The organism is Cohnella nanjingensis (assembly GCF_014212125.1).
Taxonomy (GTDB): domain Bacteria; phylum Bacillota; class Bacilli; order Paenibacillales; family Paenibacillaceae; genus Cohnella; species Cohnella nanjingensis.
In genome coordinates this window covers 337,235-357,956 of record NZ_JACJVP010000024.1, presented here as the reverse complement: position 1 = coordinate 357,956, position 20,722 = coordinate 337,235, and the positions used below count along the sequence as shown (strand labels likewise).

Below are 20,722 nucleotides of genomic sequence, written 5' to 3'. Positions count from 1 at the left end.
GACCGTTTGCCCGCTCCGACCGCAGATTTTTGATGGCGTGCATCTGTCGCGAGAATTAACCAGGTGCGCGCAGACGGGCCATCGTATCCCCGACGGAATCGGAGACCGCTTCCCGGCAGGAGGCGGATGCCCCCTTCTCGAAGGACAAGTTATCCGCTATTCTGTATTCATATCCGGATGCAGAAATGAGGAACTCTTATGAATGTGCAAGTAATCGAAGTGCAATCGGACAGCGCGGACCTCCGGCGGATGATCGCCAAGCTGGACGAGGATCTTCTTACGCGTTATCGGCCGGAAGACATCCACGGACTGGACTTCGACGATCCGAACGTTCATCGGATCACGCTCATGGTCGCCTACGCGGACGACGAGCCGGTCGGCTGCGGCGCAATCCGGCCCCTGGGCGGCGAGACGACGGAGCTGAAGCGGTTCTTCGTGGAGGCGTCCGTCCGCCGCCAAGGCATCGCCGGCCGCATGCTGGAGGCGCTCGAGCGCAAGGCCAGAGAGACGGGCTTCGCCGTCATCCGGCTCGAGACGGGAACCGAGCAGCCCGAAGCCATCCGTTTCTACGAGAAGAACGGATACGCCGCAATCGCCAAATACGGGGAATATGCGGATTCCGAGCATAGCCTCTGCTACGAGAAAAGCCTATGAAGCATCAGGACCTGATCGCGCTTGGATTGTCCTATGCCGGAACGAGCCTGCGGTACCCTTTCGATCCGAAGATGCCGGTGCTCTATGTGGGGAGCAAGATGTTCGCCTTGCTCGGCGATTGGCAAGGGTCGGAGAGCGTCAACCTGAAGACCTCGCCGGACGAAGCCTGGCTGCAGCGGGAGACCTATCCCGGCACCGTCTTCCCCGGCTACCATATGAACAAGCGGCATTGGAACACCGTCGTGCTGGACGGCACCGTGCCGGATCGCGTCGTGTCCGAGATGCTCGAAGCGTCTTACCTGCTCGTGTACGCCAACTTGCCCAAGGCAGAGCGGCTGCGCATCTCCCAGACTTCAAGGCCCAACGGCTGACCGCCGTCCCTGGAATCCGTCCAGGAGCACGTCCAATCCGAAGCGGAACTCCGCTTCGCCGTCCGACTCGGTCGTATAGGCGGCCAGGCGGACTACATGCGGGAACCGTTCCGGCGGCAGCTCGCCGTAGAACCGGCTATACTGCTCGCCCAGCTGCGCCATCGCCTCCTCGCCATGGCCGGCGAACGCGAGCAGCCGAAGCTCCTCCGCTACGAACCCGAGCACGTAATTCTTGAGCATGGAGGACAGCCACGGGATCTGCGGATCCGGGAAGCCGGCCTCGGCAAAGATCCGGTAAAGCCGTTCGATCTGCGCGAGCCGGCCGGCACCCGCGGCCAGATGCGAGTTGAAGATCTCCGTCGCATCCCGATAGCGAAGCAGGACCGCCCGGAAATGCGCTCCCCACGCCGTCAGCTTCTCCCTCCACGTCCCCTCCGGTTCGGATTCGCCCAATTCCTCGCTGATCCGATCCGCGATCCATTCCAAGAGCCGGTCCTTGTCCTTGACATGATAGTAGAGGGAAGCCGTCTTCACCTGGAGCGCGTCCGCGACCCTCCGCATGCTGAGCTCCTTCAGACCGACTTCGTTCAACAACCCCAAGGCCGCGTGCAGGATCCGCGTCCGATCCAGCGGAATATGCAGCGGCGCTTCCCCGCCCGAACCCTCCGTATCCCGGGCAGGACGAACCCTTCTCCTCGCCATCGTCGAACCTCCCCTTTCTCTTGACAAGTATAGCATAACGCTATATTCTAACACAATTAGATTAATAATCTAATACAATTAGATTGCTGAGGAGGATGTTTTATGAACCCGAATTCCGATAACGTACCCGCCGAAGGGCGCTCCGAATCCCCTATTCACGCGCTCGTCAAGCAGATGAACCGCCACCTGGCGGAGGTCTGGACCACGATCTGGAACGAACAAGAGGAGGCGCTGACCGAGATGTTCGCGAACTACGGCGACCGCGCCTACGGCGCGTTCGTGCAGCGGCTGATGGAACCGATCGCCCAGCGGCTCCAATCTGCCGGATATGCGATCCGCGCGGGCTTCAACCGGCACGACTCCGTCGAGAACTGGGGACCGCCCGAAGAGCGGGAGCGCTGCTGCTGGTACGTCGTGCGCGACGCGGACGGCGTAGCGGCGGGGACGGCCGTTCTTCAGCTGTTCCATTCGCACGTCTCGTTCCGCCTCCCCCAGGCGCCGAACTTCCTCGCTCTCGAGGAGACGGAACCGTCCGCGATCGCCGCAGCATTGTCGTACGCGGCGGTGCGCTTGACCGGCCAAGGCGTCTCCTATCGGAACTTCGGCGCGGAGCCGGCCCAAGCTTGGGAGTATGGGACGGACGCCGGACTCGGCGACTATCTGAACGTTCCGGCAGGGCAGCGGCAGACCGGCACCGGCTATATCGACCATGCGCTCGCGCTATGGGGGCGCAACGGCTGGGAGCTGGTAACCGTAATGCCGCACGGCGACCGTCTGGTCGGCTACTTCAAACGGCCGGCGAGATAAGCAGAGTCGGGACATACGCGAAGGGGCCGCTCCGGCGCCAGACGGCAACCGGAACAGCCCCTATTCGGATTTCGGACAGCCTGGACGAAAAAAATATAAAACTCGACTTGACATTGGAGGATACTCCAATGTTAGTTTGAATTCATGGAACAATTATATTCTATACAAGAGGTCTCCCGGCTACTTAGGATCCCGAAGGATACGCTTCGGTACTATGACCGGATTGGAATCGTATCGCCGTCCCGGGAAGACAATCGGTACCGCAGGTATTCGAAGAACGACCTCATCGACTTGATGAACATTCAAATCATGCAGTATGCGGACTTTTCTCTTGACGAGATCAAGGGAAAGTTTGGGTTTCACAGGATGGAGAATGTAGACCCTGCTTATTGCCGGGAAGTCGCTGCGTTCCTCGATGCCAAGCATGCAGAAACGCGCAAGAAGATTGCCCGTCTGGAAAAGATCAGTCAGTTGCTCGACGTAGCCGCCGAAGCGCTAAGGGACCTTAATCATGAGAGCGACCAGCGGCTGGCGGATTTCGTTCGCGAGATTTACCAGGCTATTCGAAAGAAGGAACCTGGAATATCCGAGGAGGGATGTCATGGACGTCAAGGTTAGAAATTATTATTATCTGATTGCAGGTATTCTTGCGATACTGTTTGCCGTTACGCACGCATGGAACGGGCAATCCGCCGTGCTGCCGACGCTCCACGTGAGCGCGATAACCATGGATACCCGGACGGTATTCATGTATGTCTGGCACATCATCACGGCGGAAAATCTGGTCTTCGGCATCGCGTTCATTTTCATGTCGTTCCAAAGCGAGCGATTGAAGATCCAGTTTGCCGCATGGACGATCGTGTCGCTTCTGATCGTCCGACTGATGGTCATTCTCGGTATAACGGCATTCCAAGACGTTTCGGCACTTGCGGATACGTTAATCGATTCGATTGCCATCTTAATCTATGTCGCCTTCATCCTATTGGGCATAAGAATGAAGCCAAAAACCACGAGACGTTGAATTCTTTATTTGTCAGGCGTTAGATCCATAACGCAGAACGTTAGTTCAACGGGCTCAAGCTACCCGATAACGAAAACCGGATCCTTTGGAGAGTAAAGGGTCCGGTTTTTTCATGTAATGAATGGCTTAGCGTACGATTTTTTCCGTTTCGCGAGGCGACCCCTTCAACTTCAACGAGCGCTAAACCGACTTGATCTCCAGCAGCTCGTACTCGATGATCCCCATCGGCGCATCCACCTGGATCAGGTCCCCTACGGATCGGCCCATGAGCGCTTTCCCCATCGGACTCTCGTATGAGATCTTGTTCTCGGCCACGTTGGCTTCAGCCCCGCCTACGACCCGGTATTCGATCCGCTCGCTCATCTCCACGTCGTTCAGGACCACGATCGATCCGACCTGCACGATCGAGGCACCCGCGCTCTTCACGACCCGCGCCCGCTTCAGCATCTTCTCGATCGTAAGGATGCGCGTCTCCATGAACGCCTGATCGTCCTTCGCGGAATGATATTCGCTGTTTTCCTTCAGATCCCCGTAGCTGATCGCCGTCTTGATCCGGGCGGCAAGCTCTTTGCGCTTGACGGTCTTCAGCTCTTCCAGCTCTTGCTCGAGGCTCGCGAACCCCTCCGGGGTTAGGATCACTTCGTCTTCGCTCGTCATCTTAGACACTCCCGATCCTGATTGATGTCGTCTCCGTATCGTCGTCTTCTTCAATTCTACAGGATATCGGGTCATAAAGCGAAGATTGGGGGGAGAAAGATTTAACCATCCTTAACCAGCTTCCCGGCGCCGTTGTCGTCTATAAGGATGATCCCGATATTGGAAAGGAGCGAATCCCCTTCGGACCGCTTCAAGCTGTACCGCTATTCCATCGCAGACACAAGCGTGCAGACGATCACGAATGTGAAGCGGGAAGATCTGGCTTCGCTGGATCCGCTGGGGCCAAGCCCGCTGGAACAGCCGAAGTTCGGCGACGCTGCCAGACTTGCACGATCGCCACGATAACAAGCGGATAGAGCGCCGACCACCCGAGGAAAGGGTACAGGCCCAGCGTGACGACAAGCGAGATCCAGGCTGCCGCCCGCCCGAGCGGGTAATCGCGCATGAGGCGGACGCCCGCGAGGCAGCCGCCGATGTAGGTGGCGATGAAGGTGGCGTTGGGCAGCTCGATCAGCTGCGCCAGCGAGACGACGCCGCTGTACAGCACCGCGAGCGCGATCGCGCTGCCCGCCGCCAGAAATGCGAGTCCGCCGATGGGCGTCCGGTACTTGCGATGCAGCCGGCCGAACCAGCGGGGCGCGGCGCCCTCCCGGGCGAGGGCGTAGGCGATGCGCGCCGCCGCGCTCGCATAGGCGTTGTGGGCGGCGAAACAGATGAACAGCGCGGCTACCGCGACGATCCAGCCGCCGACGGGCCCCAGCGAGAGATGCACCATCACGCTGAGCGAGGCGGCCGATTGACCGTCGCCATAGCTGTGCGTAGCGACCGTCATGAAGGCGACGGCGAAGTAGATCAGGGCGACGACGCCGGCGCTCCACAGGACGCCCCGGATCGCGTTCCGCCGCGGATCGACGAACTCGGCGGACAGATGGGTCACCGCCTCCCAGCCGATGAAGCACCAGAACATGAGGCCGGCCGCCTTCATCACGCTGAACCCGCCGCGCGGCAGGAAGGGCGTGAAGTTGGCCGCATCGTAATGCGGGATGGCCGTGCCGATCGCCAGCAGCAGGATCGCCAGGATCAAGGCGATGACGACGGTCTGCACGCTCCCCGCCAAGCGGAGGCCAAAGATGTTCATGACGAACGGGACGACCATGATCAAAGCGGCCAGCGCATGCACCTGGCCGCTGCCCCAATGCAGCAGCACGCCGACGTACTGGGCGCCGGTTACCGCGACGACGGGGCCGCCGATCGGCACGGAGAGCAGGAAGAACCAGCCGACGAGGTTGCCGTAGCGCGCGCCATAGGCCAACTTGACGAAGTGGGACACGCCGCCGGAGCTCGGATGCCTCGCCGCGAGCAGGCCCATCGTGATCGCCATCGGGATGACGAGGATGGACATCGCGAGCCAGGCGACGATCGAGGAAGGCCCCGCGAGCTCAGCCGCCAGGCCGGGCACGAGCAAGATGCCCGACCCGATGACGGAACCGATGTAGAGCGCGACGATCTGGGGAAGCGACAACACTTCGCGAAGGCCTTGCTTGTGGCCGGAAGGCATGGACATGCGGGAACACCTCGTTTACGGAATCGACACTGTACTCCCACCTTATCTCAAAACGGCCCCTTGAAAAAGGGTCCGTTTCGCGCGGCCAAATTCCTCTTTATCCGTCGGCGCGACTCGTCGCGACTTGTTTACGACCTGATTCCTCATTGCGGATCGCTTCGAATACCAGCCGAATCGAGCGGTCGATTTGCCGTATCCTGATTTAATGCTTTGTTTAGATATGAATTTAGCCGCCATTTAGAAATGAGCAGTACGATGAAAGGAGTAAAGAACGCTTAAGGAGGCAAAAAAATGGATCAACGCTCACCGTCCCCCTGGACGAAGCTCGTGCAGTTCCAGCATCCCGAGAAGCTATTGGGCTTCGTGCGGCATTGGGACGAGCCGCTGATCGCGGCGCTGTACGGGATGGACGAAGCCGCGCTCCGCGAGACCCGGCTGGCGCTGGAGAACCAAGCCCGGGAGGCCGCCGAGCGATTGCTCGCGAACCCGGTCTTCGCGGCAGGCATCGACCGCCTGCCCTTCAAGCCCGGCGAGACGATCGTAGGGATCGGCGAGAGCACGACGGCCGATCGCGTATCCTGGCTCGAGATGCTGCGGCAAGCGCTGGCGATCCGGCGGCCGCGGGACGGCATCCGCATCGTCAACGAAGGGGTATCCGGACAGACGACGACGCAGATCTTGGGCCGGCTCCCCTCCATCTGCGCCTGGCGGCCCGACTGGATCTTCTTCCTGGCCGGGGCCAACGACGTCGCGCGGATGGGCCGAGATTCGGCGATCTCGCTGGTCAGCATGGAGGAGACCGCCCGGAATCTCGCCGCGATCCGACAGATCGCAGGCGCGCAGACGGACGCGAGATGGGCGTGGATCACGCCTCCGCTGTTCGACGAAGCGCGCGTCTCTGCGAATCCGCATTTCAAGCTGGGTCAGTTGGATTGGCGGAATGCCGATATCCGCGTCGTCGGCGACCTCATCCGCCGGTGGCCGGAGACGGTGATCGACGTCCAGCCGGCGTTCGAGGGAGCCGCAGCAGGGGAGCTGCTCGGCCCCGACGGCATTCATCCTTCGACCGAGGGGCAGCAGGCCATCCTCAAGCGGCTGGTCGAGCGGCTGGCCGAGGAAGAGGGGCAGCCATGAGACTTCATATATTCGGCAGATGACAATGACTCCTGCTAAGCGTAAATGGAATCCCGGCTGGCTGATCCTCATCGTCCTGTTCGGAGGCGCGACGGGATTCGCCGTCGGCCCGTATGTCCTACTGGACCCCGGCCTCAGCCGCGTCGATCTCGACCCGTCCTTCCCGCTGCACTTTCCGCTGCTGCTCGTCCATATCTTCGCTTCGTTCCTGGCGCTTGCCGTGGGCTGGCTTCAATTCCTCCCCGCTCTTCGGCGCCGTCGCCCCGGTCTTCATCGGCTGATCGGACGCATCTACTTGATTTGCGTCGCGATCGGCGGCGCGACGGGACTGGTCGTAGGCGCCTTCACCGAGAGCTTCATCCGCCAACTGGCTTTCCTGACTTTAGCCGCGCTGTGGCTCTTCACCGGCTGGCGGGGATACGTCGCCATTCGGCGGCGACAATACGGCGCGCACGGGCTGTGGATGCTGCGCAGCTATGCGGTGACGCTCGTCGCGGCGACCGCCCGGCTCATCACGCCGCTCTGCATCTTGATCTTCGTCGCGGGCCACGGGGGGCTGCCGCCAGGCGGCGTACAAGCCGTAGTATCGCTCGTGCTTGAAGTCAACATTTGGCTGGGTCTCATCGTCAATCTCCTGCTGGCGGAATGGGTCTTCGCCCAAAGGTTGCGTGGAGATTAAGAGGGGCTACACGAATCCATGCGAAAAAGAGGCGTACGGGGTACGTCTCTTTGGGCGATATGCGCCGGTAACGCTGAAGCGGCATATCGGGTACGCCCTTTACGTACTATGGCCATCTCGCTTCCATAGCATGCCCTCTTACCGTTTCTTCTTCCCCAAGAAGTCGTTCACGAAGAGCAGCAGCAACCGCCGGCACGCCGCTCTACGCCAGATGGATGCCGTTCCCGCTCAGCGGGACGCCGGCAAAAAATCCAAGGATAATGACGATCGCAGGCTCCAACAGCTGCAGCGCCGTGTCCAAGCGCCTTTCTTGTACGTTCTTACGCATTTCTAATGATTGAGAATGTTGTCCTCCAGCACGGCGAACTTGTCCCCATACTCTCGAATGATGCGCGCCTCTCCCCACTCGCAGAGCGAATTCAGGATCGGCTCCAAGCTGTGCCCATACTCGCTCAGCTCGTACTCCACTTTCGGCGGAATCTGATTGTAGGCGATTCGGTTGACAATGCCGTGCTCCTCCAGCTCGCGCAGCTGCTGCGTGAGCATCTTCTGCGTGATGGCAGGCATCAGACGCTTCAGGTCGCTGGTTCTTTTCTTCCCGCGCATCAAGTGGCACAGGATCACGCACTTCCATTTGCCGCCGATGACTTCGAGGGCCGCCTCAACCGAGACGTTGTATTTCTTTTGGTTCACCTCATGACATCCTTTCGATCCGCTTATAGGAACTTTCAAGTACCTATCCTACTTTAAGGTGCGTACTGTTCATTCTGATCCGGATGTCTCATAATACACCTACCGGCCGGTCATTACCACCGCATAGGAGTGAATATGATGTCATACGCGCAGAGAAAAAGCACGTTCGCGCTCATCGCGCTCGCGATCAGCGCCTTTGCCATCGGCACAACCGAGTTCATCAGCGTCGGGCTGCTGCCCTTGATCGCCGATGACCTGCATATATCGGTCACGACTGCGGGACTCACCGTGACCTTGTACGCCCTCGGCGTCGTCTTCGGCGCCCCCGTCTTAACGTCCCTGACCTCCGGCGTCTCCCGCAAGACGCTGCTCGTCGGGATCATGATCGTCTTCGTCGCCGGCAACAGCCTGGCCGCCGCCGCGAACGGCATCGCCCTGCTCCTCGTCGCCCGCGTCGTATCGGCCTTGGCGCACGGGGTGTTCATGTCGATCGGCTCCACCATCGCGGCCGACCTCGTCGCCGAGAACCGCAGAGCCAGCGCCATCTCCATCATGTTCTCGGGTCTTACGGTCGCGACGGTCACCGGCGTGCCGCTGGGCACGTTGATCGGCCAGCATTGGGGCTGGCGGACGGCCTTCGTCGCGATCGTCGCCGTCGGCTTGGTTGCGCTGATCGCCAACCTGGTCTTGGTCCCGGCGGACCTGCGCCCCGGCACGAAGACGAGCGTGCGCGATCAAGCCAAGCTCGCCGCGAACGGACGCCTGCTGCTGGCTTTCGCCATTACCGCGCTCGGCTATGGGGGCACGTTCGTCGTCTTCACTTATTTGTCCCCGCTGCTGCACGATATAACCGGATTCGGGGAAAGGACCGTAGCCGGCATCCTCCTCTTGTACGGCATTGCCATCGCCATCGGCAATGTCGTCGGGGGGAGGGCGGCCAACCGCAATCCGATCGGCGCCCTGTTCTACATGTTCGCCGTGCAGGCGGTCGTGCTCTTCGTGCTCGCCTTCACCGTGCCGTTCAAGATCGCCGGCGTCGCCACGATCTTCTTCATGGGACTGCTCGCCTTCATGAACGTGCCCGGCTTGCAGTCGCACGTCGTGACGCTCGCCAAGCGCTACGCCCCGAACGCCGTCGACACGGCTTCGGCCGTCAACATCGCCGCGTTCAATGGCGGCATCGCCATCGGCGCCTATCTGGGCGGCGTCGTGACGGATTCGCTCGGCTTGATTCATACGACATGGGTAGGCGCCATCATGGTGCTCTTCGCCGTCGCCTTGACCGGCTGGAGCCGCGCGCTGGAGCGGAGGGATACGGCGAAGGCGAGCAAGCGCGACCCTTCTCGGGCCGCCTATTGCTAATCCGCGCGCCGTCAAGCACATTTACCCTTATTCCGTCAACCGTCTCGCGTCCGATAAGCACCACGTCCCTCAGCCGAAGACGCTTGCCCCTGTTCCTGGTATTCTTGAAGTAACAATGGCAACGGATAACGGGAGGGACTTCCTTTGAATCTGAATGCGAGCCGCAACTTCTTGCTGGGCCCGATCCTCATCCTCTTGGGCATCTTTATGTTCACCCGGGGCGGAGTGCACTGGGGAACGGGCTCGATCTTCGCTTATTTCTGGCCGAGCATGTTCGTGCTGCCGCTCGGCGTATTCTTCCACTGGCTGTACTTCTCGCTCCTGCAGCGACGGGGCGTCGGCGTGCTGGTCCCCGGGGGCATCCTGCTCACGGCGGGACTCGTCTGCCAGGTGTCCATGCTGTTCGACAGCTGGTCGTTCATGTGGCCGGGCTTTATCTTCGCCGTCGCGGTCGGCTTGTTCGAGCTCTATTGGTTCGGCACGCGGAACAAGTGGCTGCTCATCCCGATCAACATCCTGACGGTGCTGTCGGCGCTCTTCTTCGCGATCTTCGCCATCGGGGCGCTCTTCGGCAGTCTGCTGCACGGCCGGCCGATCCTCGCCATGGGACTGATCGCGGCCGGCGGCCTGGTGATGCTCTTCCGCCGGAGAACGACTGTCTAGGCACCGGCAGACAGCTTCAAAAGAAAGGCGCGCTGCAACCATGGATTCAGCAGTCGAGGTTTCGATAGCCATGATTTCCAGCACCTTTGCGCGAGCACCCTTCGGGGTGCTTTTTTCATATGGCGAAATGGGATTGACAACGTCAGGAAAACCCATTATATTCGTTGTACATACAAAATAAAAAACGGAGGTCGCCGATCATGGATGATAGCTTCCTGAGTAGCTGCATGTTCTTCACCGCCAATCGCCTGGGCCGCGCCATCACCAAGATTGCCGAAGAGGAATTCGCGCCGACGGGGCTTACGCCGATGTACGGCTATCTGATCCGGCTCGTGAACAGCGCGCCAGGCATCACGCAGAAGGAGCTCTCGGAGAAGCTCAGCATCGCGCCCTCCACCCTCACGCGGTTCATCGATAAGCTGGAGACCAAGCAGCTCGTGGAACGCAAGGTGCACGGCAAGACCGTGCTGGTCTATCCGATGCCCAAGGGGCAGGCCCTCGAAGGAGAGATACGCAACGCCTCGAAGCGGCTGAAGGCAAGATACGAAGCCGTGCTGGGCGAGGAATTCGCGACGCGAATGTCGATGGACCTGATCTCGACGAGCGAGCATCTCGAGAAGACTTGATCGCGGTCAAGAGGAGACCGCTTCGCGGAAGCGACGGTCGGGCAAGGCTCACGACGCCACACATTTTATTGTATGTACAACTAAAGCATAAATATGGAGTGGGTTCGAATGAACGCAAGCAGCGCCAAGGCGCCTAGAAAAATTCATTACGGGTGGGTCGTCGTTCTCCTCGCCTTCGTCACCCTGCTCGTCTCTGCGGGAATTCGCTCCATGCCGAGCATCCTCATGCTGCCGTTCGAGAAAGAATTCGGCTGGAGCCGCGGCGGCATCTCGGGCGTCATCTCCGTCGGGATCTTCCTGTACGGTCTCGTCGGCCCCTTCTCCGCCGCGGTGCTCGAGCGCTTCGGCATTCGCAGAGTCATCGTCGTGTCGCTCGCCGTGCTGGCCGCCAGCCTCGCCGTCACGCCCCTCATGACCGCGCTCTGGCAGTTTGAGCTGCTGTGGGGACTCGTGTCGGGACTCGCCACCGGGATGATGGCCAACGTCCTCGGCGTCACCGTGACGAACCATTGGTTCGTCAAACGCAAAGGGCTCGTCGTCGGTCTGCTGACCGCGAGCGCCGCCACGGGGCAGCTGCTCTTCCTGCCCTTGCTCGCGCAGATCACCGCCCAGATCGGGTGGAGATACGCCGTCTTTACGGCCGTCGCCGTCATCTTCGTCGTGATGATCCTCGTCGCGATCGGCATGCGCAACCACCCTTCCGACGTCGGCCTTCCCGCCTACGGCGAGGAACGGGTGACGAAGCCGGAGCCGTTCCGAGGCAGCATCTTCCTCGCGCCGCTCCAAGCGCTGCGTTCGAGCCTCCGGAGCGCCACCTTCTGGCTGCTCGCCGGCACGTTCTTCTTCTGCGGCTTCTCGACGAACGGCCTGATCGGCACCCATCTGATCCCCGCCTGCGGCGACCACGGGATCGCCGAAGTGACGGCCGCGGGGCTGCTCGCCCTGATGGGGATGTTCGACCTCATCGGCACGACGCTCTCGGGCTGGCTCTCCGACCGCTTCGACAGCCGGTGGCTGCTGTTCTGGTATTACGGCTTCCGCGGCCTCTCGCTGATCTTCCTCCCGTATGCGCTTAGCGCGGGTCCGACGGCGCTCCTGGTGTTCAGCGTGTTCTACGGCCTGGATTGGATCGCAACCGTGCCGCCTACGGTGAAGCTCGCCTCCCAGGAGTTCGGCAAAGCCAAATCCGGCATGATCTTCGGCTGGATCGTCGTCGCCCACCAGGTCGGCGCATCGGTAGCGGCCTATGGCGCGGGCGCGGTGCGGCAGTGGCTCGGCGCCTATACCGTTCCGTTCGTGGTCGCCGGCTTCGTCTGCTTCTTCGCGGCCTTGATGGCGATCCGCGTCGCGAAGATCGGAGCGGCGGCGCGTCAGCAGCTTCAAGCTTAAGCACGCCGCCATACGTGCCGGGGAACCGGATCTCCCCCGCCGTAGACGAACAGCCCGACCGCGCTAAGCGGCCGGGCTGCGTTCGCTTCCGTACGATTCTTCCGCATGCTGCGGCCGGTCGGTCCCCGGAGACGGAAAAGCCCGGCCGCTCTAGGCGGTCGGGCTGGCGGCTTCGGGACGGTTCATCTGCTTGCTGCGGAGCTGTCCGCAGGCGGCGTCGATATCCGCCCCGTGCTCCAAACGGACGCTGACGTTAATGCCTTGCTTTTTCAGCGTATCGTAGAAAGCCATGATCGCAGCCTGCTCGCTGCGCTGATACTGACTGTGCTCGTCTACGGGGTTGTAGGGAATCAAGTTGACCGTAGCGAGCTTGCGGCGGTCGGCGATTAGCTCCGCCAGCTCCATCGCATGTTCTACGCGGTCGTTGACATCCCGGAGCAGAATATACTCGAGCGTAATCCGCCGCTTCGTCTTCTCCAGATAGTAGTCGATCGCCGGCATCAGCTTCTCGATCGGGATCGCGCGATTGATCTTCATGATCCGCGTCCGCAGTTCGTTGTTCGGCGCGTGCAGCGAGACGGCCAGGTTGACCGGCAGCTGCGTATCGGCGAACGCGCGGATCTTGTCTGCCAGGCCGCTCGTCGATACGGTGATGTGTCTGGGACCGATCGCGAGACCCTTGTGATCGGCAATGACCTGCAGGAAATCCATGAGGTTGGCGAAGTTATCGAACGGCTCGCCGATCCCCATCACCACGACGTGACTGACTTTCTCGTCCTGTCCCGCCTGATCCAGATGGCGCTGCACGTTCATGATCTGCTCGGCGATCTCGCCGGCGGACAAGTCGCGGCTCTTGGCGATCAGCCCGCTGGCGCAGAAGCTGCAGCCGATGTTGCAGCCGACCTGGGTCGTGACGCAGACGGACAGCCCGTATTTGTGCCGCATCAGGACCGTCTCGATCAGATTGCCGTCCCGCAGCCTGAACAGGAACTTGATCGTCCCGTCCGCGGATTCCTGCCGGAGGTGCTCGGTCTGCGTCCGAATGACGAAGTGTTCGTCCAGTAGGGCGACGCAATCCGCGTTCACGTCCGTCATCCCGGCAAAGTCCCCGACGCGCTTGCGGTACAGCCATTCCCAGACTTGATGCGCCCGGGACTTCTTGTGCCCGCGTTCGGCGAGCCAAGCGACAAGCTGATCTAAGGTTAATCCGTAGATGGATGGTTGGTTCATGAAGGTACCTCTTCTCGTTCTATGTCAACGGCCCGCGGCCTCGCGAGGCCCGTTCCTCAGACCATTCTAACATGAATCGAAGCGGCTTGCCCGCCACGGCAAAAACGGATGAGCGGGACTTCCCCGCCCATCCGTCCGTATGTTCTCATGCCCAGGGACCTACGCCAAGATTCTCCCTTGCTCACAGCGGCAGACCTGCCTCCAAATGGGACAAGGCCCGGTCGAGGAGATCTCCGAAGTCGGCTTCGGGATCCGTCGCGTGAAGGTTCATGACCGCAAAGATGGCGCCCACGAAGGCTCCGGCGAATGTCTGCACGGCCAGATCGTCCTCTGCGCGGCCGACGCGCCTGGCGACCAGTCTGGCGAGCAAGAGCATCGTGTCCGACAAGTTGCTCATCATAGCGGCCCTAAGCTCCGGTACCGTCAAGATCAACCGGTTCCTCTCGCGGAGGAGCGTAGTCAATTCATCGGGGGCGATCTCGCGCAGCCCCGCCTGCATCGCGTTGCGCAACGCTTGGAAGGGACTCAGATCTGGCGGCTGTCCCTCGAATGCCTCGATGAGCAGAGGGTCGTAGTCGTCCCTGACCACCACGTCTTCCTTGGTCGGAAAGTAACGGAAGAACGTGCTGGGAGAGACCTCCGCCGCTTCGGCGATCTGTTCCACGGTCGTCGCTTGATAGCCTTTTTCCCGAAAAAGCCGCATGGCGTGCCGCTGTATGGCCGCCATCGTCTTCATCTTCTTGCGCTCGCGCAAGCCCTGGGGCGGTTGAACCTCGGATGACAAACGAACTCACTCCCTCATGTGGTCAGCTCCGTCTCCGGCGCCTTCTCCCGCGCCGCATACCGCGGCAGGAAGACGAGCGTGAGGATGATGCCCAGCGCAGCGACGGCTCCGCATATCCACAGCATGGCGCCCATCCCGTGAACGAAGGACGAACGCACCGAAGCGAGCAATGCCGGCGAATCGATCTGATGCGCGACTGCCACGCCCGCGGATACGCTGCGACGCACCGTCTCGGCGAGCTCGCCGGACAGTCCGTCCGTAACCAGTTTATCACGATATCCGCTGCTGAGCACAGTCCCCAGGACCGCGACCCCGATCGTGCCGCCGACTTGACGCAGCGCCATGATCAGCGCGGAGCCGACGCCGCTGCGCTCGGTGGACAGCGCCCCGATCGCCGCATCCATGGCCGTCGGCAGCGTGAATCCGATCCCGAGCCCGACGACGGACAGCCAGACGGAGGCATAGCCGTAGCCGCTCTCCACGCCGGTGACCGCTCCCATGGCCAATCCCGCCGCGAGGAGCAAGAAGCCTGTCGACAGGATGCCCCGCGCGCCCCGGCGGGGAAGGAGAGGCTCGGCTACCTTGGCCCCGATTAGCAGACCGCCCATGATGGGGAGCAGCCGCAGTCCCGTCCCGAAAGCATCCGCCCCTTCGACCGCTTGAAAATATTGCGGCGCGACAAACAGCAAGCCGAACATCGAGAAGGAGACGGCCGTCGCGAGCAGCGACCCCCAGGTGAAGCTCTTGGACCGGAACAGCGACAGATCGACGAGCGGATGGCGGGCACGACGCTCCCAGAGCACGAACGCCCCCAGCAGCGCCATCCCGCCTAGCAGCGTGGACAGGGCCGCCCCGTTGCCCCAGCCTTTCTCCCCCGCTTCGATCACGCCATACGTCACGCAGACCAGCCCCAGACTGGAAGTCAGTACGCCCAAGACGTCTACCCGGGATCGAACGGCGCTACGGGATTCCGACAGCAGCACCGCCACCGCGACGAGCGCGACGGCGATGATCGGCAGATTAATCAGGAACACGGAGCCCCACCAGTAATGGTTCAGCAGCCAGCCGCCGACGATCGGGCCGAGCGGAATGCCGATCGCGTTCGCCATCGTCCAGATGCCGATGGCCTTCGGGCGCTCCTCCTCCGTGAACAGCACGGGAATGATCGACATGGACAAGGGCATCAGGAGCGCGGCGCCGAGTCCGAGCGCGGCGCGTCCCGCGATCAGCCCCGCCGCCGAGTCGGCGTATGCGCAAGCCAAGGAGGCCGCTCCGAACAAGACCAATGCCAGGAGCAGCATCTTCTTGCGGCCGAACCTGTCGCCGAGCAGGCCGGCCGGGAGGAGCGCCGCCGCCAGCACGAGATTGTAGGCGTCGGCGAACCATTGCAGCTCGCCGTTCGTCGCGTGCAGATCTGTGGCGAGAGTAGGCAGTGCCAGATTGAGTACCGTCAGATCAAGACCTACCGTAAGCAGACTGAGCGCAAGCGCCCCAAGCACCCACCATTTGCGGGCTGCCGGATTTCTCATGACCGTTTCCGCCTTCCAATATTTTGATTTACGATTCCATTTGATACTTTATATAATTTGAATGTTACTGTCAATTTAAATACTCTCTCTTTTCGAGAAGGGTTCGATCATTCTGCCGCGACGGGCAAAAGAAAAAGCACGGTCCGCAGGAACCGAGCCTTCGCTTCGCCTCCTCAGAGGCCAATATTCCGTTGACATACGGGATGCAGGGGAGAGGCTTACGCCTCCAACGCCGCACGCCCCTCCGCAAAATAATCGAGGACGAAATCGCGAAACTTCCGCGCCGCCAAGGAGAGGTAGCGTTTGTCATGCCAGATGAGACGATACTGCCGTTGGCAGACGGGACTCTCGATCGATAGGAGTTGCATATCGACGCTCTCTCTGTTCTGGCAGGCATAGAGGGCCAAGCCAAGACCGGCCCGAACAAGACTCGCGACTGCGGGCGGCTCGTCGACTCGGCAGACGAAGTTGGGCGCGAATCCCGCCGCTTCGAAGAACGCATCGTTCATGCGCTGAAAGATAAAGTCTTCTTTGTACCCGATAAAGGGCTCATTCGCCGCTTCGCGCAGATGGATGCGCGCCCGATCCGCGAAGCGATGCCCCTTTGGTACAGCAAGATAGAGCTCCTCGCTCAGGACGATCTCCATCGTCAATCCGGGGCGGTCGATCGGCATCGCCGCGAAGACGAGGTCCACCTCGCCGGATTCGAGCAGCTGCGCCATCTCGTCCGGACGGGCCTGCGAGATGCGGAAGTGGATATCCGGATACCGCGCGACAAACGCGTGCAAAGGCTCGGACAGACGATCGACCGTCGACGTCACCAGATGGATGCTCCCCTGCTCCAACCCTGCGAGCTCGGACACTTCCCGTTGCCCCTCCTCCAGCAGGTTTAACGCCTTCTCCACTTTGTCCAGATACGCCTTGCCGAACCGGTTCAGCCGAATCCGTCCGCCGCCGCGGTCGAACAGCGGAACGCCGACGTCCTCCTCCAGCCGGGCGATCGTCTTGCTCAGCGCGGGCTGAGCGATGCGCAGCTTCTGAGCGGCTTGCGTCATATGCTCAAGGCGAGCCACCGTCCGGAAGTATCGCAATTGAAGCAGCTCCATGCGCTTCCCTCCATATACTCAAGTATATGATCTATATGTCAAACGATATATTTTTGTTTATACCGAATCGACTATAGAATAAGGGAAACCAAGCGGCGGCGTCCAGTCTATAAAGAGAGGAATGGTGCACGATGTCTAGTGAAAGGCAGCGGCAGGCCGGAGATCGGCTCATTCGAATCCTCGCCTTCACCCTCGCCATCTCGGTCATGAGCGGGACGATGTTCAACCTGGCGCTGCCCGAGATCATGCGCGAATACCGGTTGTCCTTCGCCCAAGTGAGCTGGATCGCCTCGGCCTACCTCTTGATCTTCGCCGTCGGGACTGTCCTCTACGGCAAGCTCGCCGATAGCTACAAGCTCAAGACACTGATCACGATCGGCATTATCCTCCTGTCGTTCGGCTGCCTCCTCGGCCTGACCTCGCGGAACTTCGAGACGGTCCTCATCGGCCGTATGATCCAAGCCGCGGGATCCGCCGTCATCCCGGCGACAGCCGCCATTCTGCCCGTGCGCTATTTCCCGCAGGAGAGACGGGGGCGCGCGCTGGGCATCGCGATGACCGGAGGCGCGATCGGCAGCGCGATCGGCCCGGCCGTCGCCGCGCTCCTGATCAGCGCGGTCCATTGGCGCTATCTGTTCTGCGTCCCGCTGCTTACCGTGCTCGTCTTGCCGTATTACCGCAAATATCTGATCGACGAGCCTCTGCGGCGCGGCCGGATCGATTGGCTGGGCGGCGGATTGCTCGCGGGGACGGTGGCGCTGCTGCTGCTCGCGATCACGAACCGGGCATGGCCGCCTGCCGCGGGCAGCTTCGTCTGCTTCCTCCTGTTCGCCGCGCGAATACGGACCGCGAAGGAACCGTTCATGAAGCCGGAGCTGTTCCGGAGCAAGGGGTACGGGACGGGGTTGACGTTGGCCTTCCTGGGGACCGGGGTCGGCTATTCGCTCCCTTTCCTGAGTCCGCAGTTGTTGACGCAGGTTCAGCACCTGTCCGCCGGCTGGGTCGGTCTCGTCATGGTTCCGGCAGCCACGGCGACGGCCGCGCTGGGGAGAACGGGCGGCAAACTGGCGGATCTCCAAGGCAACGGGTTCCTCTTCTATGCGGCGAGCCTGCTGTTCTTCACCTGCTTCGCGCTTCTGTCGTCCTTTGCGGCAGCCGCCCCGCTTGGGATCGCCTTCTTCCTGATCTTCGGGAATATCGGACAGACCTTTTCCTACATCGCGCTGTCCAACGCGATCTCCCGCACGCTCCCCAAGGAGCAGGTCGGCGTGGGCATGGGGCTCCTCTCGATGCTGAACTTCATCGCCGGCGCCGTCTGTTCGAGCCTCTACAGCACGATGGTGGACCGCGGGGCCGGATCTGGCTGGAATCCGGCGCAATCGCACCCCGCGGCGTTCGTCTACAGCAATATTTATCTGCTGCTTGCGCTTGTCGTCCTGTTGATGTCGGGAATCTACTACTTGCAATTCAATAGAAAGGGTCGGAGCGTCGCGACGACGATCGCCGATCTGCCAAGGAGAGATCTCTCATGAGAGCAATGGCTGCTGTATCTTTTGGTTCACCCGAGGTCCTGACGCTTATCGAGCTCCCGGACCCGCAAGCCGGACCCGGCGAAGTACGGGTCCGCGTCATGGCGGCGGGCGTGATGCCCTTCGACTGCGGAATTCGCAGAGGAGAGCCGCCCGCCAGTCTGAAGCCTAGGCTGCCCGTGGTGCCAGGCAACGAATTCGCCGGCGTCATCGATCAGGTCGGCGACGGGGTGACCGATTTCGCCGCTGGAGATGAGGTGCTCGGCTTCACGATGCTGAACGGGTACGCCGAATATGTGACGGTGGGCGCAGACCAGATCGTGCGCAAGCCTCCCGGCATGCCCTGGGCCGTCGCCGGAGGATTCTCCGGCAACACGCAAGGGGCCCATATGGCGCTGCGGGCGCTCGATGTCGGGGCGGGAGACACGGTGCTCATTCACGGCGCCGCCGGGGGTCTTGGCACCGCCGCGATCCAGGTAGCGCTGGCATGGGGAGCGAAGACGGTCATCGGCACCGCCAGCGAGCCCAACCACGACTATCTCCGCTCGCTTGGCGCGATCCCCGTCCGATACGGCGACGGGCTCGCAGAGCGGGTCCGCGAGATAGCCCCTGACGGCGTGGACGCCGTCTTGGACGCCGCCGGACCGGAAGCCCTGCAGGCGTCCGTGGCGCTCGTGAAGGACTTGAACCAGATCCGGACGATGGTGTCTTTCGAGCTTGCGCAAGCGCTCGGCGTCCCGTCGCTGAGCGGCACGCGGACCGCGGAGAGACTGCGGGGGCTTGTCGATCTCTATGCGCTGGGGAAGCTCAAGATTCATCTCCGCCAGGTACTGCCGCTGCATCGAGCCGCGGATGCGCATCGGATGGTCGAGAGCGGACACGGCCGCGGCAAGATCGTTTTGTCCGTCGGCTGAACGAGAAGGCTGGGTTGTAGTTGTACGAGATTCGCCCGGCCCTCTCCGGCTTCCTTCGTATCGACAGGCCCTTTACGAAGCGTTATTCAACTTCCATTGTTCATACCAGCGGATGATGTCGGCACCGATCGGCAGATCCAATTCCCGTTCGATTCGCTCTTATTAGAAGCAAATAAGTCCGCCGCGATCATGGCAGGGAGGATCGCTGAAGGCGGTGGTCAAGACTCTCCCGGCACGCAATCCTCGCGCCGCCCCGCCGGTTACTTCCTCCTTGAAGACACCTCTGATAATCGGTACAATCTGTTCATTGAAAGCACGCAATGACAGGATCGCCCGGCTGTAAGTTGCTAAGATAGGAATCGAAGGGAGCGGATGCGGTTGGATTGGCTCAAACGGATGATGGATGCGTTGGATCTCATGGAGGGAAGCATGGAAGAACGGCTGGATATCGAGGAGATCGCGAAGGCGGCTTATGTGTCCCCGTTCCATTTCCAACGCATGTTCTTCATGCTGACGGGCATGACGATCGCCGAGTACATGCGCAAGCGGAGGCTGACGCTGGCCGCGCAGGAGATCGCGTCGTCGTCCGTCAAGGTGATCGACGCGGCGCTCAAGTACGGCTACGATTCGCCGGAGTCGTTCGCCAAGGCGTTCCGCAAGATCCACGGCGTCTCGCCATCGGAAGCGCGCCAGCCCGGCGTCTCGCTCAAAGCCTACCCCCGCATCTCCTTCCACCTATCGTTGAAGGGAGACAAAGATATGGACTATCGGATCGTGGAGAAAGAAGGCTTCGAGGTCGTCGGCAAATCGATTCGACTGAAGGACGGGGAACAGCCCCGCATCGCGGAGCTTTGGGCCGCCAGCAATCAGGACGGCACCGCCGCCCGACTTAGCGCCTTTGGAGACGGCGATCTCCTGTACGGCGTCTGCCTCGATATGCAGCCTGGCGAGGGAGATTTCACGTATATGGTCGCCGGCCGGATCGACGCCTCCCGCGAGCATGTCGCCGCGGATGCGGCCGACGGCTTGGAGCGGGCTTCGATCCCGGCGGCGACGTGGGCGATCTTCCCGTCCGTCGGCCCGCTCCCCGGCGCGATCCAAAGCGTCTTCAGCCGAATCTACCAGGAGTGGTTCCCGGCAACCGGCTACGAGCACGCAGGCGGACCGGAGATGGAGGTCTATCCGTCGGGAGATACGACGGCCGAGCATTATCGCTGCGAAATCTGGGTTCCGGTCGTGAAGAAGTAAAGGACAGAGGCAACCCCTAAGGTGTCTAAAAGACCGCGGGGACTGCCTCTTTGTCATCTT

The 20,722-nt window shown here is 61.4% G+C and carries 23 protein-coding genes; 14 read left to right on the top strand and 9 right to left on the bottom strand.

Annotation, left to right across the window (positions count from 1 at the left end):
- The first annotated feature begins 198 nt into the window (after window positions 1-198).
- Entirely contained in the window at window positions 199-654 is a 456-nt protein-coding gene (locus H7C19_RS15480; protein ID WP_185143547.1) for a GNAT family N-acetyltransferase, read from the top strand.
- Complete coding sequence (locus H7C19_RS15475) at window positions 651-1,025, top strand: MmcQ/YjbR family DNA-binding protein (RefSeq protein ID WP_185143546.1); 375 nt, start codon at window positions 651-653, stop codon at window positions 1,023-1,025. The genes H7C19_RS15480 and H7C19_RS15475 overlap by 4 nt, the downstream gene beginning before the upstream one ends.
- On the opposite strand, the gene H7C19_RS15470 is transcribed toward H7C19_RS15475, so the two are convergent.
- The gene (locus tag H7C19_RS15470) at window positions 1,008-1,727 is read right to left on the bottom strand and encodes a TetR/AcrR family transcriptional regulator C-terminal domain-containing protein (protein ID WP_185143545.1); all 720 of its coding nucleotides are present in this window, start codon (window positions 1,725-1,727) and stop codon (window positions 1,008-1,010) included. The two genes, H7C19_RS15475 and H7C19_RS15470, sit on opposite strands and share 18 nt — an antisense overlap.
- A gap of 102 nt (window positions 1,728-1,829) precedes the next feature.
- On the opposite strand from H7C19_RS15470, the gene H7C19_RS15465 reads away from it, so the two are divergent.
- From H7C19_RS15465 to H7C19_RS15455, 3 genes are all read left to right on the top strand, one after another.
- Window positions 1,830-2,534, top strand: a complete 705-nt coding sequence (locus H7C19_RS15465) for a DUF6022 family protein (protein ID WP_185143544.1) — start codon at window positions 1,830-1,832, stop codon at window positions 2,532-2,534.
- Window positions 2,535-2,678: 144 nt separating this feature from the next.
- Window positions 2,679-3,152, top strand: a complete 474-nt coding sequence (locus H7C19_RS15460) for a MerR family transcriptional regulator (RefSeq protein ID WP_185143543.1) — start codon at window positions 2,679-2,681, stop codon at window positions 3,150-3,152.
- Window positions 3,136-3,555, top strand: a complete 420-nt coding sequence (locus H7C19_RS15455) for a hypothetical protein (protein WP_185143542.1) — start codon at window positions 3,136-3,138, stop codon at window positions 3,553-3,555. Before H7C19_RS15460 ends, H7C19_RS15455 begins: the two co-directional genes overlap by 17 nt.
- Window positions 3,556-3,735: 180 nt before the next feature.
- Here the strand turns inward: H7C19_RS15455 and greA are convergent, their stop codons facing one another.
- Both greA and H7C19_RS15445 read right to left on the bottom strand, forming a co-directional pair.
- A complete protein-coding gene (gene greA / locus H7C19_RS15450; RefSeq protein WP_185143541.1) occupies window positions 3,736-4,212 on the bottom strand; it encodes a transcription elongation factor GreA in 477 nt (158 codons plus the stop codon).
- Between the two features lie 235 nt (window positions 4,213-4,447).
- Window positions 4,448-5,776 carry an APC family permease gene (locus H7C19_RS15445; RefSeq protein WP_185143540.1) on the bottom strand — a complete coding sequence of 443 codons (1,329 nt, stop codon included), beginning with the start codon at window positions 5,774-5,776 and terminating at the stop codon, window positions 4,448-4,450.
- 291 nt (window positions 5,777-6,067) lie between these two features.
- Here H7C19_RS15445 and H7C19_RS15440 point away from each other — a divergent pair, with 291 nt between their 5' ends.
- Both H7C19_RS15440 and H7C19_RS15435 read left to right on the top strand, forming a co-directional pair.
- Window positions 6,068-6,910: an SGNH/GDSL hydrolase family protein gene (locus H7C19_RS15440; RefSeq protein WP_185143539.1), complete on the top strand. Its 843-nt coding sequence runs from the start codon at window positions 6,068-6,070 to the stop codon at window positions 6,908-6,910.
- A gap of 25 nt (window positions 6,911-6,935) precedes the next feature.
- Window positions 6,936-7,589 (top strand): DUF2306 domain-containing protein, encoded by a 654-nt coding sequence (locus H7C19_RS15435; protein WP_185143538.1) that lies wholly within the window; start codon window positions 6,936-6,938, stop codon window positions 7,587-7,589.
- Window positions 7,590-7,791: 202 nt separating this feature from the next.
- Here the strand turns inward: H7C19_RS15435 and H7C19_RS35250 are convergent, their stop codons facing one another.
- Window positions 7,792-7,917, bottom strand: coding sequence for a hypothetical protein (locus H7C19_RS35250; protein ID WP_281384872.1), 126 nt, complete (start codon window positions 7,915-7,917; stop codon window positions 7,792-7,794).
- A gap of 2 nt (window positions 7,918-7,919) precedes the next feature.
- Window positions 7,920-8,282 carry a winged helix-turn-helix transcriptional regulator gene (locus H7C19_RS15430; protein WP_185143537.1) on the bottom strand — a complete coding sequence of 121 codons (363 nt, stop codon included), beginning with the start codon at window positions 8,280-8,282 and terminating at the stop codon, window positions 7,920-7,922.
- 138 nt (window positions 8,283-8,420) lie between these two features.
- Here H7C19_RS15430 and H7C19_RS15425 point away from each other — a divergent pair, with 138 nt between their 5' ends.
- The 4 genes from H7C19_RS15425 (at window position 8,421) to H7C19_RS15410 (ending at window position 12,322) form a co-directional block, all read left to right on the top strand.
- On the top strand, window positions 8,421-9,644 hold the full coding sequence (locus H7C19_RS15425) for an MFS transporter (protein WP_185143536.1): 1,224 nt from the start codon (window positions 8,421-8,423) through the stop codon (window positions 9,642-9,644).
- A 150-nt stretch (window positions 9,645-9,794) separates the two neighbouring features.
- Complete coding sequence (locus H7C19_RS15420) at window positions 9,795-10,307, top strand: hypothetical protein (protein WP_246469535.1); 513 nt, start codon at window positions 9,795-9,797, stop codon at window positions 10,305-10,307.
- 200 nt (window positions 10,308-10,507) lie between these two features.
- Window positions 10,508-10,933, top strand: coding sequence for a MarR family winged helix-turn-helix transcriptional regulator (locus H7C19_RS15415; RefSeq protein ID WP_185143535.1), 426 nt, complete (start codon window positions 10,508-10,510; stop codon window positions 10,931-10,933).
- A 108-nt stretch (window positions 10,934-11,041) separates the two neighbouring features.
- Complete coding sequence (locus H7C19_RS15410; protein WP_185143534.1) at window positions 11,042-12,322, top strand: MFS transporter; 1,281 nt, start codon at window positions 11,042-11,044, stop codon at window positions 12,320-12,322.
- Between the two features lie 150 nt (window positions 12,323-12,472).
- Here H7C19_RS15410 and rlmN read toward each other — a convergent pair whose 3' ends face one another.
- The 4 genes from rlmN to H7C19_RS15390 all read right to left on the bottom strand — a co-directional run bounded on the left by rlmN (window position 12,473) and on the right by H7C19_RS15390 (window position 16,971).
- On the bottom strand, window positions 12,473-13,552 hold the full coding sequence (gene rlmN, locus H7C19_RS15405) for a dual-specificity RNA methyltransferase RlmN (protein ID WP_185143533.1): 1,080 nt from the start codon (window positions 13,550-13,552) through the stop codon (window positions 12,473-12,475).
- A 181-nt stretch (window positions 13,553-13,733) separates the two neighbouring features.
- Complete coding sequence (locus tag H7C19_RS15400) at window positions 13,734-14,336, bottom strand: acyl-CoA-like ligand-binding transcription factor (protein ID WP_313731676.1); 603 nt, start codon at window positions 14,334-14,336, stop codon at window positions 13,734-13,736.
- A 14-nt stretch (window positions 14,337-14,350) separates the two neighbouring features.
- Window positions 14,351-15,865 (bottom strand): DHA2 family efflux MFS transporter permease subunit, encoded by a 1,515-nt coding sequence (locus H7C19_RS15395; protein ID WP_185143532.1) that lies wholly within the window; start codon window positions 15,863-15,865, stop codon window positions 14,351-14,353.
- 218 nt (window positions 15,866-16,083) lie between these two features.
- Window positions 16,084-16,971 (bottom strand): LysR family transcriptional regulator, encoded by an 888-nt coding sequence (locus H7C19_RS15390; RefSeq protein ID WP_185143531.1) that lies wholly within the window; start codon window positions 16,969-16,971, stop codon window positions 16,084-16,086.
- A 131-nt stretch (window positions 16,972-17,102) separates the two neighbouring features.
- Here H7C19_RS15390 and H7C19_RS15385 point away from each other — a divergent pair, with 131 nt between their 5' ends.
- From H7C19_RS15385 to H7C19_RS15375, 3 genes are all read left to right on the top strand, one after another.
- Window positions 17,103-18,503, top strand: coding sequence for an MFS transporter (locus H7C19_RS15385; RefSeq protein WP_185143530.1), 1,401 nt, complete (start codon window positions 17,103-17,105; stop codon window positions 18,501-18,503).
- Entirely contained in the window at window positions 18,500-19,414 is a 915-nt protein-coding gene (locus tag H7C19_RS15380; RefSeq protein WP_185143529.1) for an NADP-dependent oxidoreductase, read from the top strand. Before H7C19_RS15385 ends, H7C19_RS15380 begins: the two co-directional genes overlap by 4 nt.
- Window positions 19,415-19,786: 372 nt before the next feature.
- Window positions 19,787-20,662, top strand: a complete 876-nt coding sequence (locus tag H7C19_RS15375) for an AraC family transcriptional regulator (RefSeq protein WP_185143528.1) — start codon at window positions 19,787-19,789, stop codon at window positions 20,660-20,662.
- Window positions 20,663-20,722 lie beyond the last annotated feature (60 nt).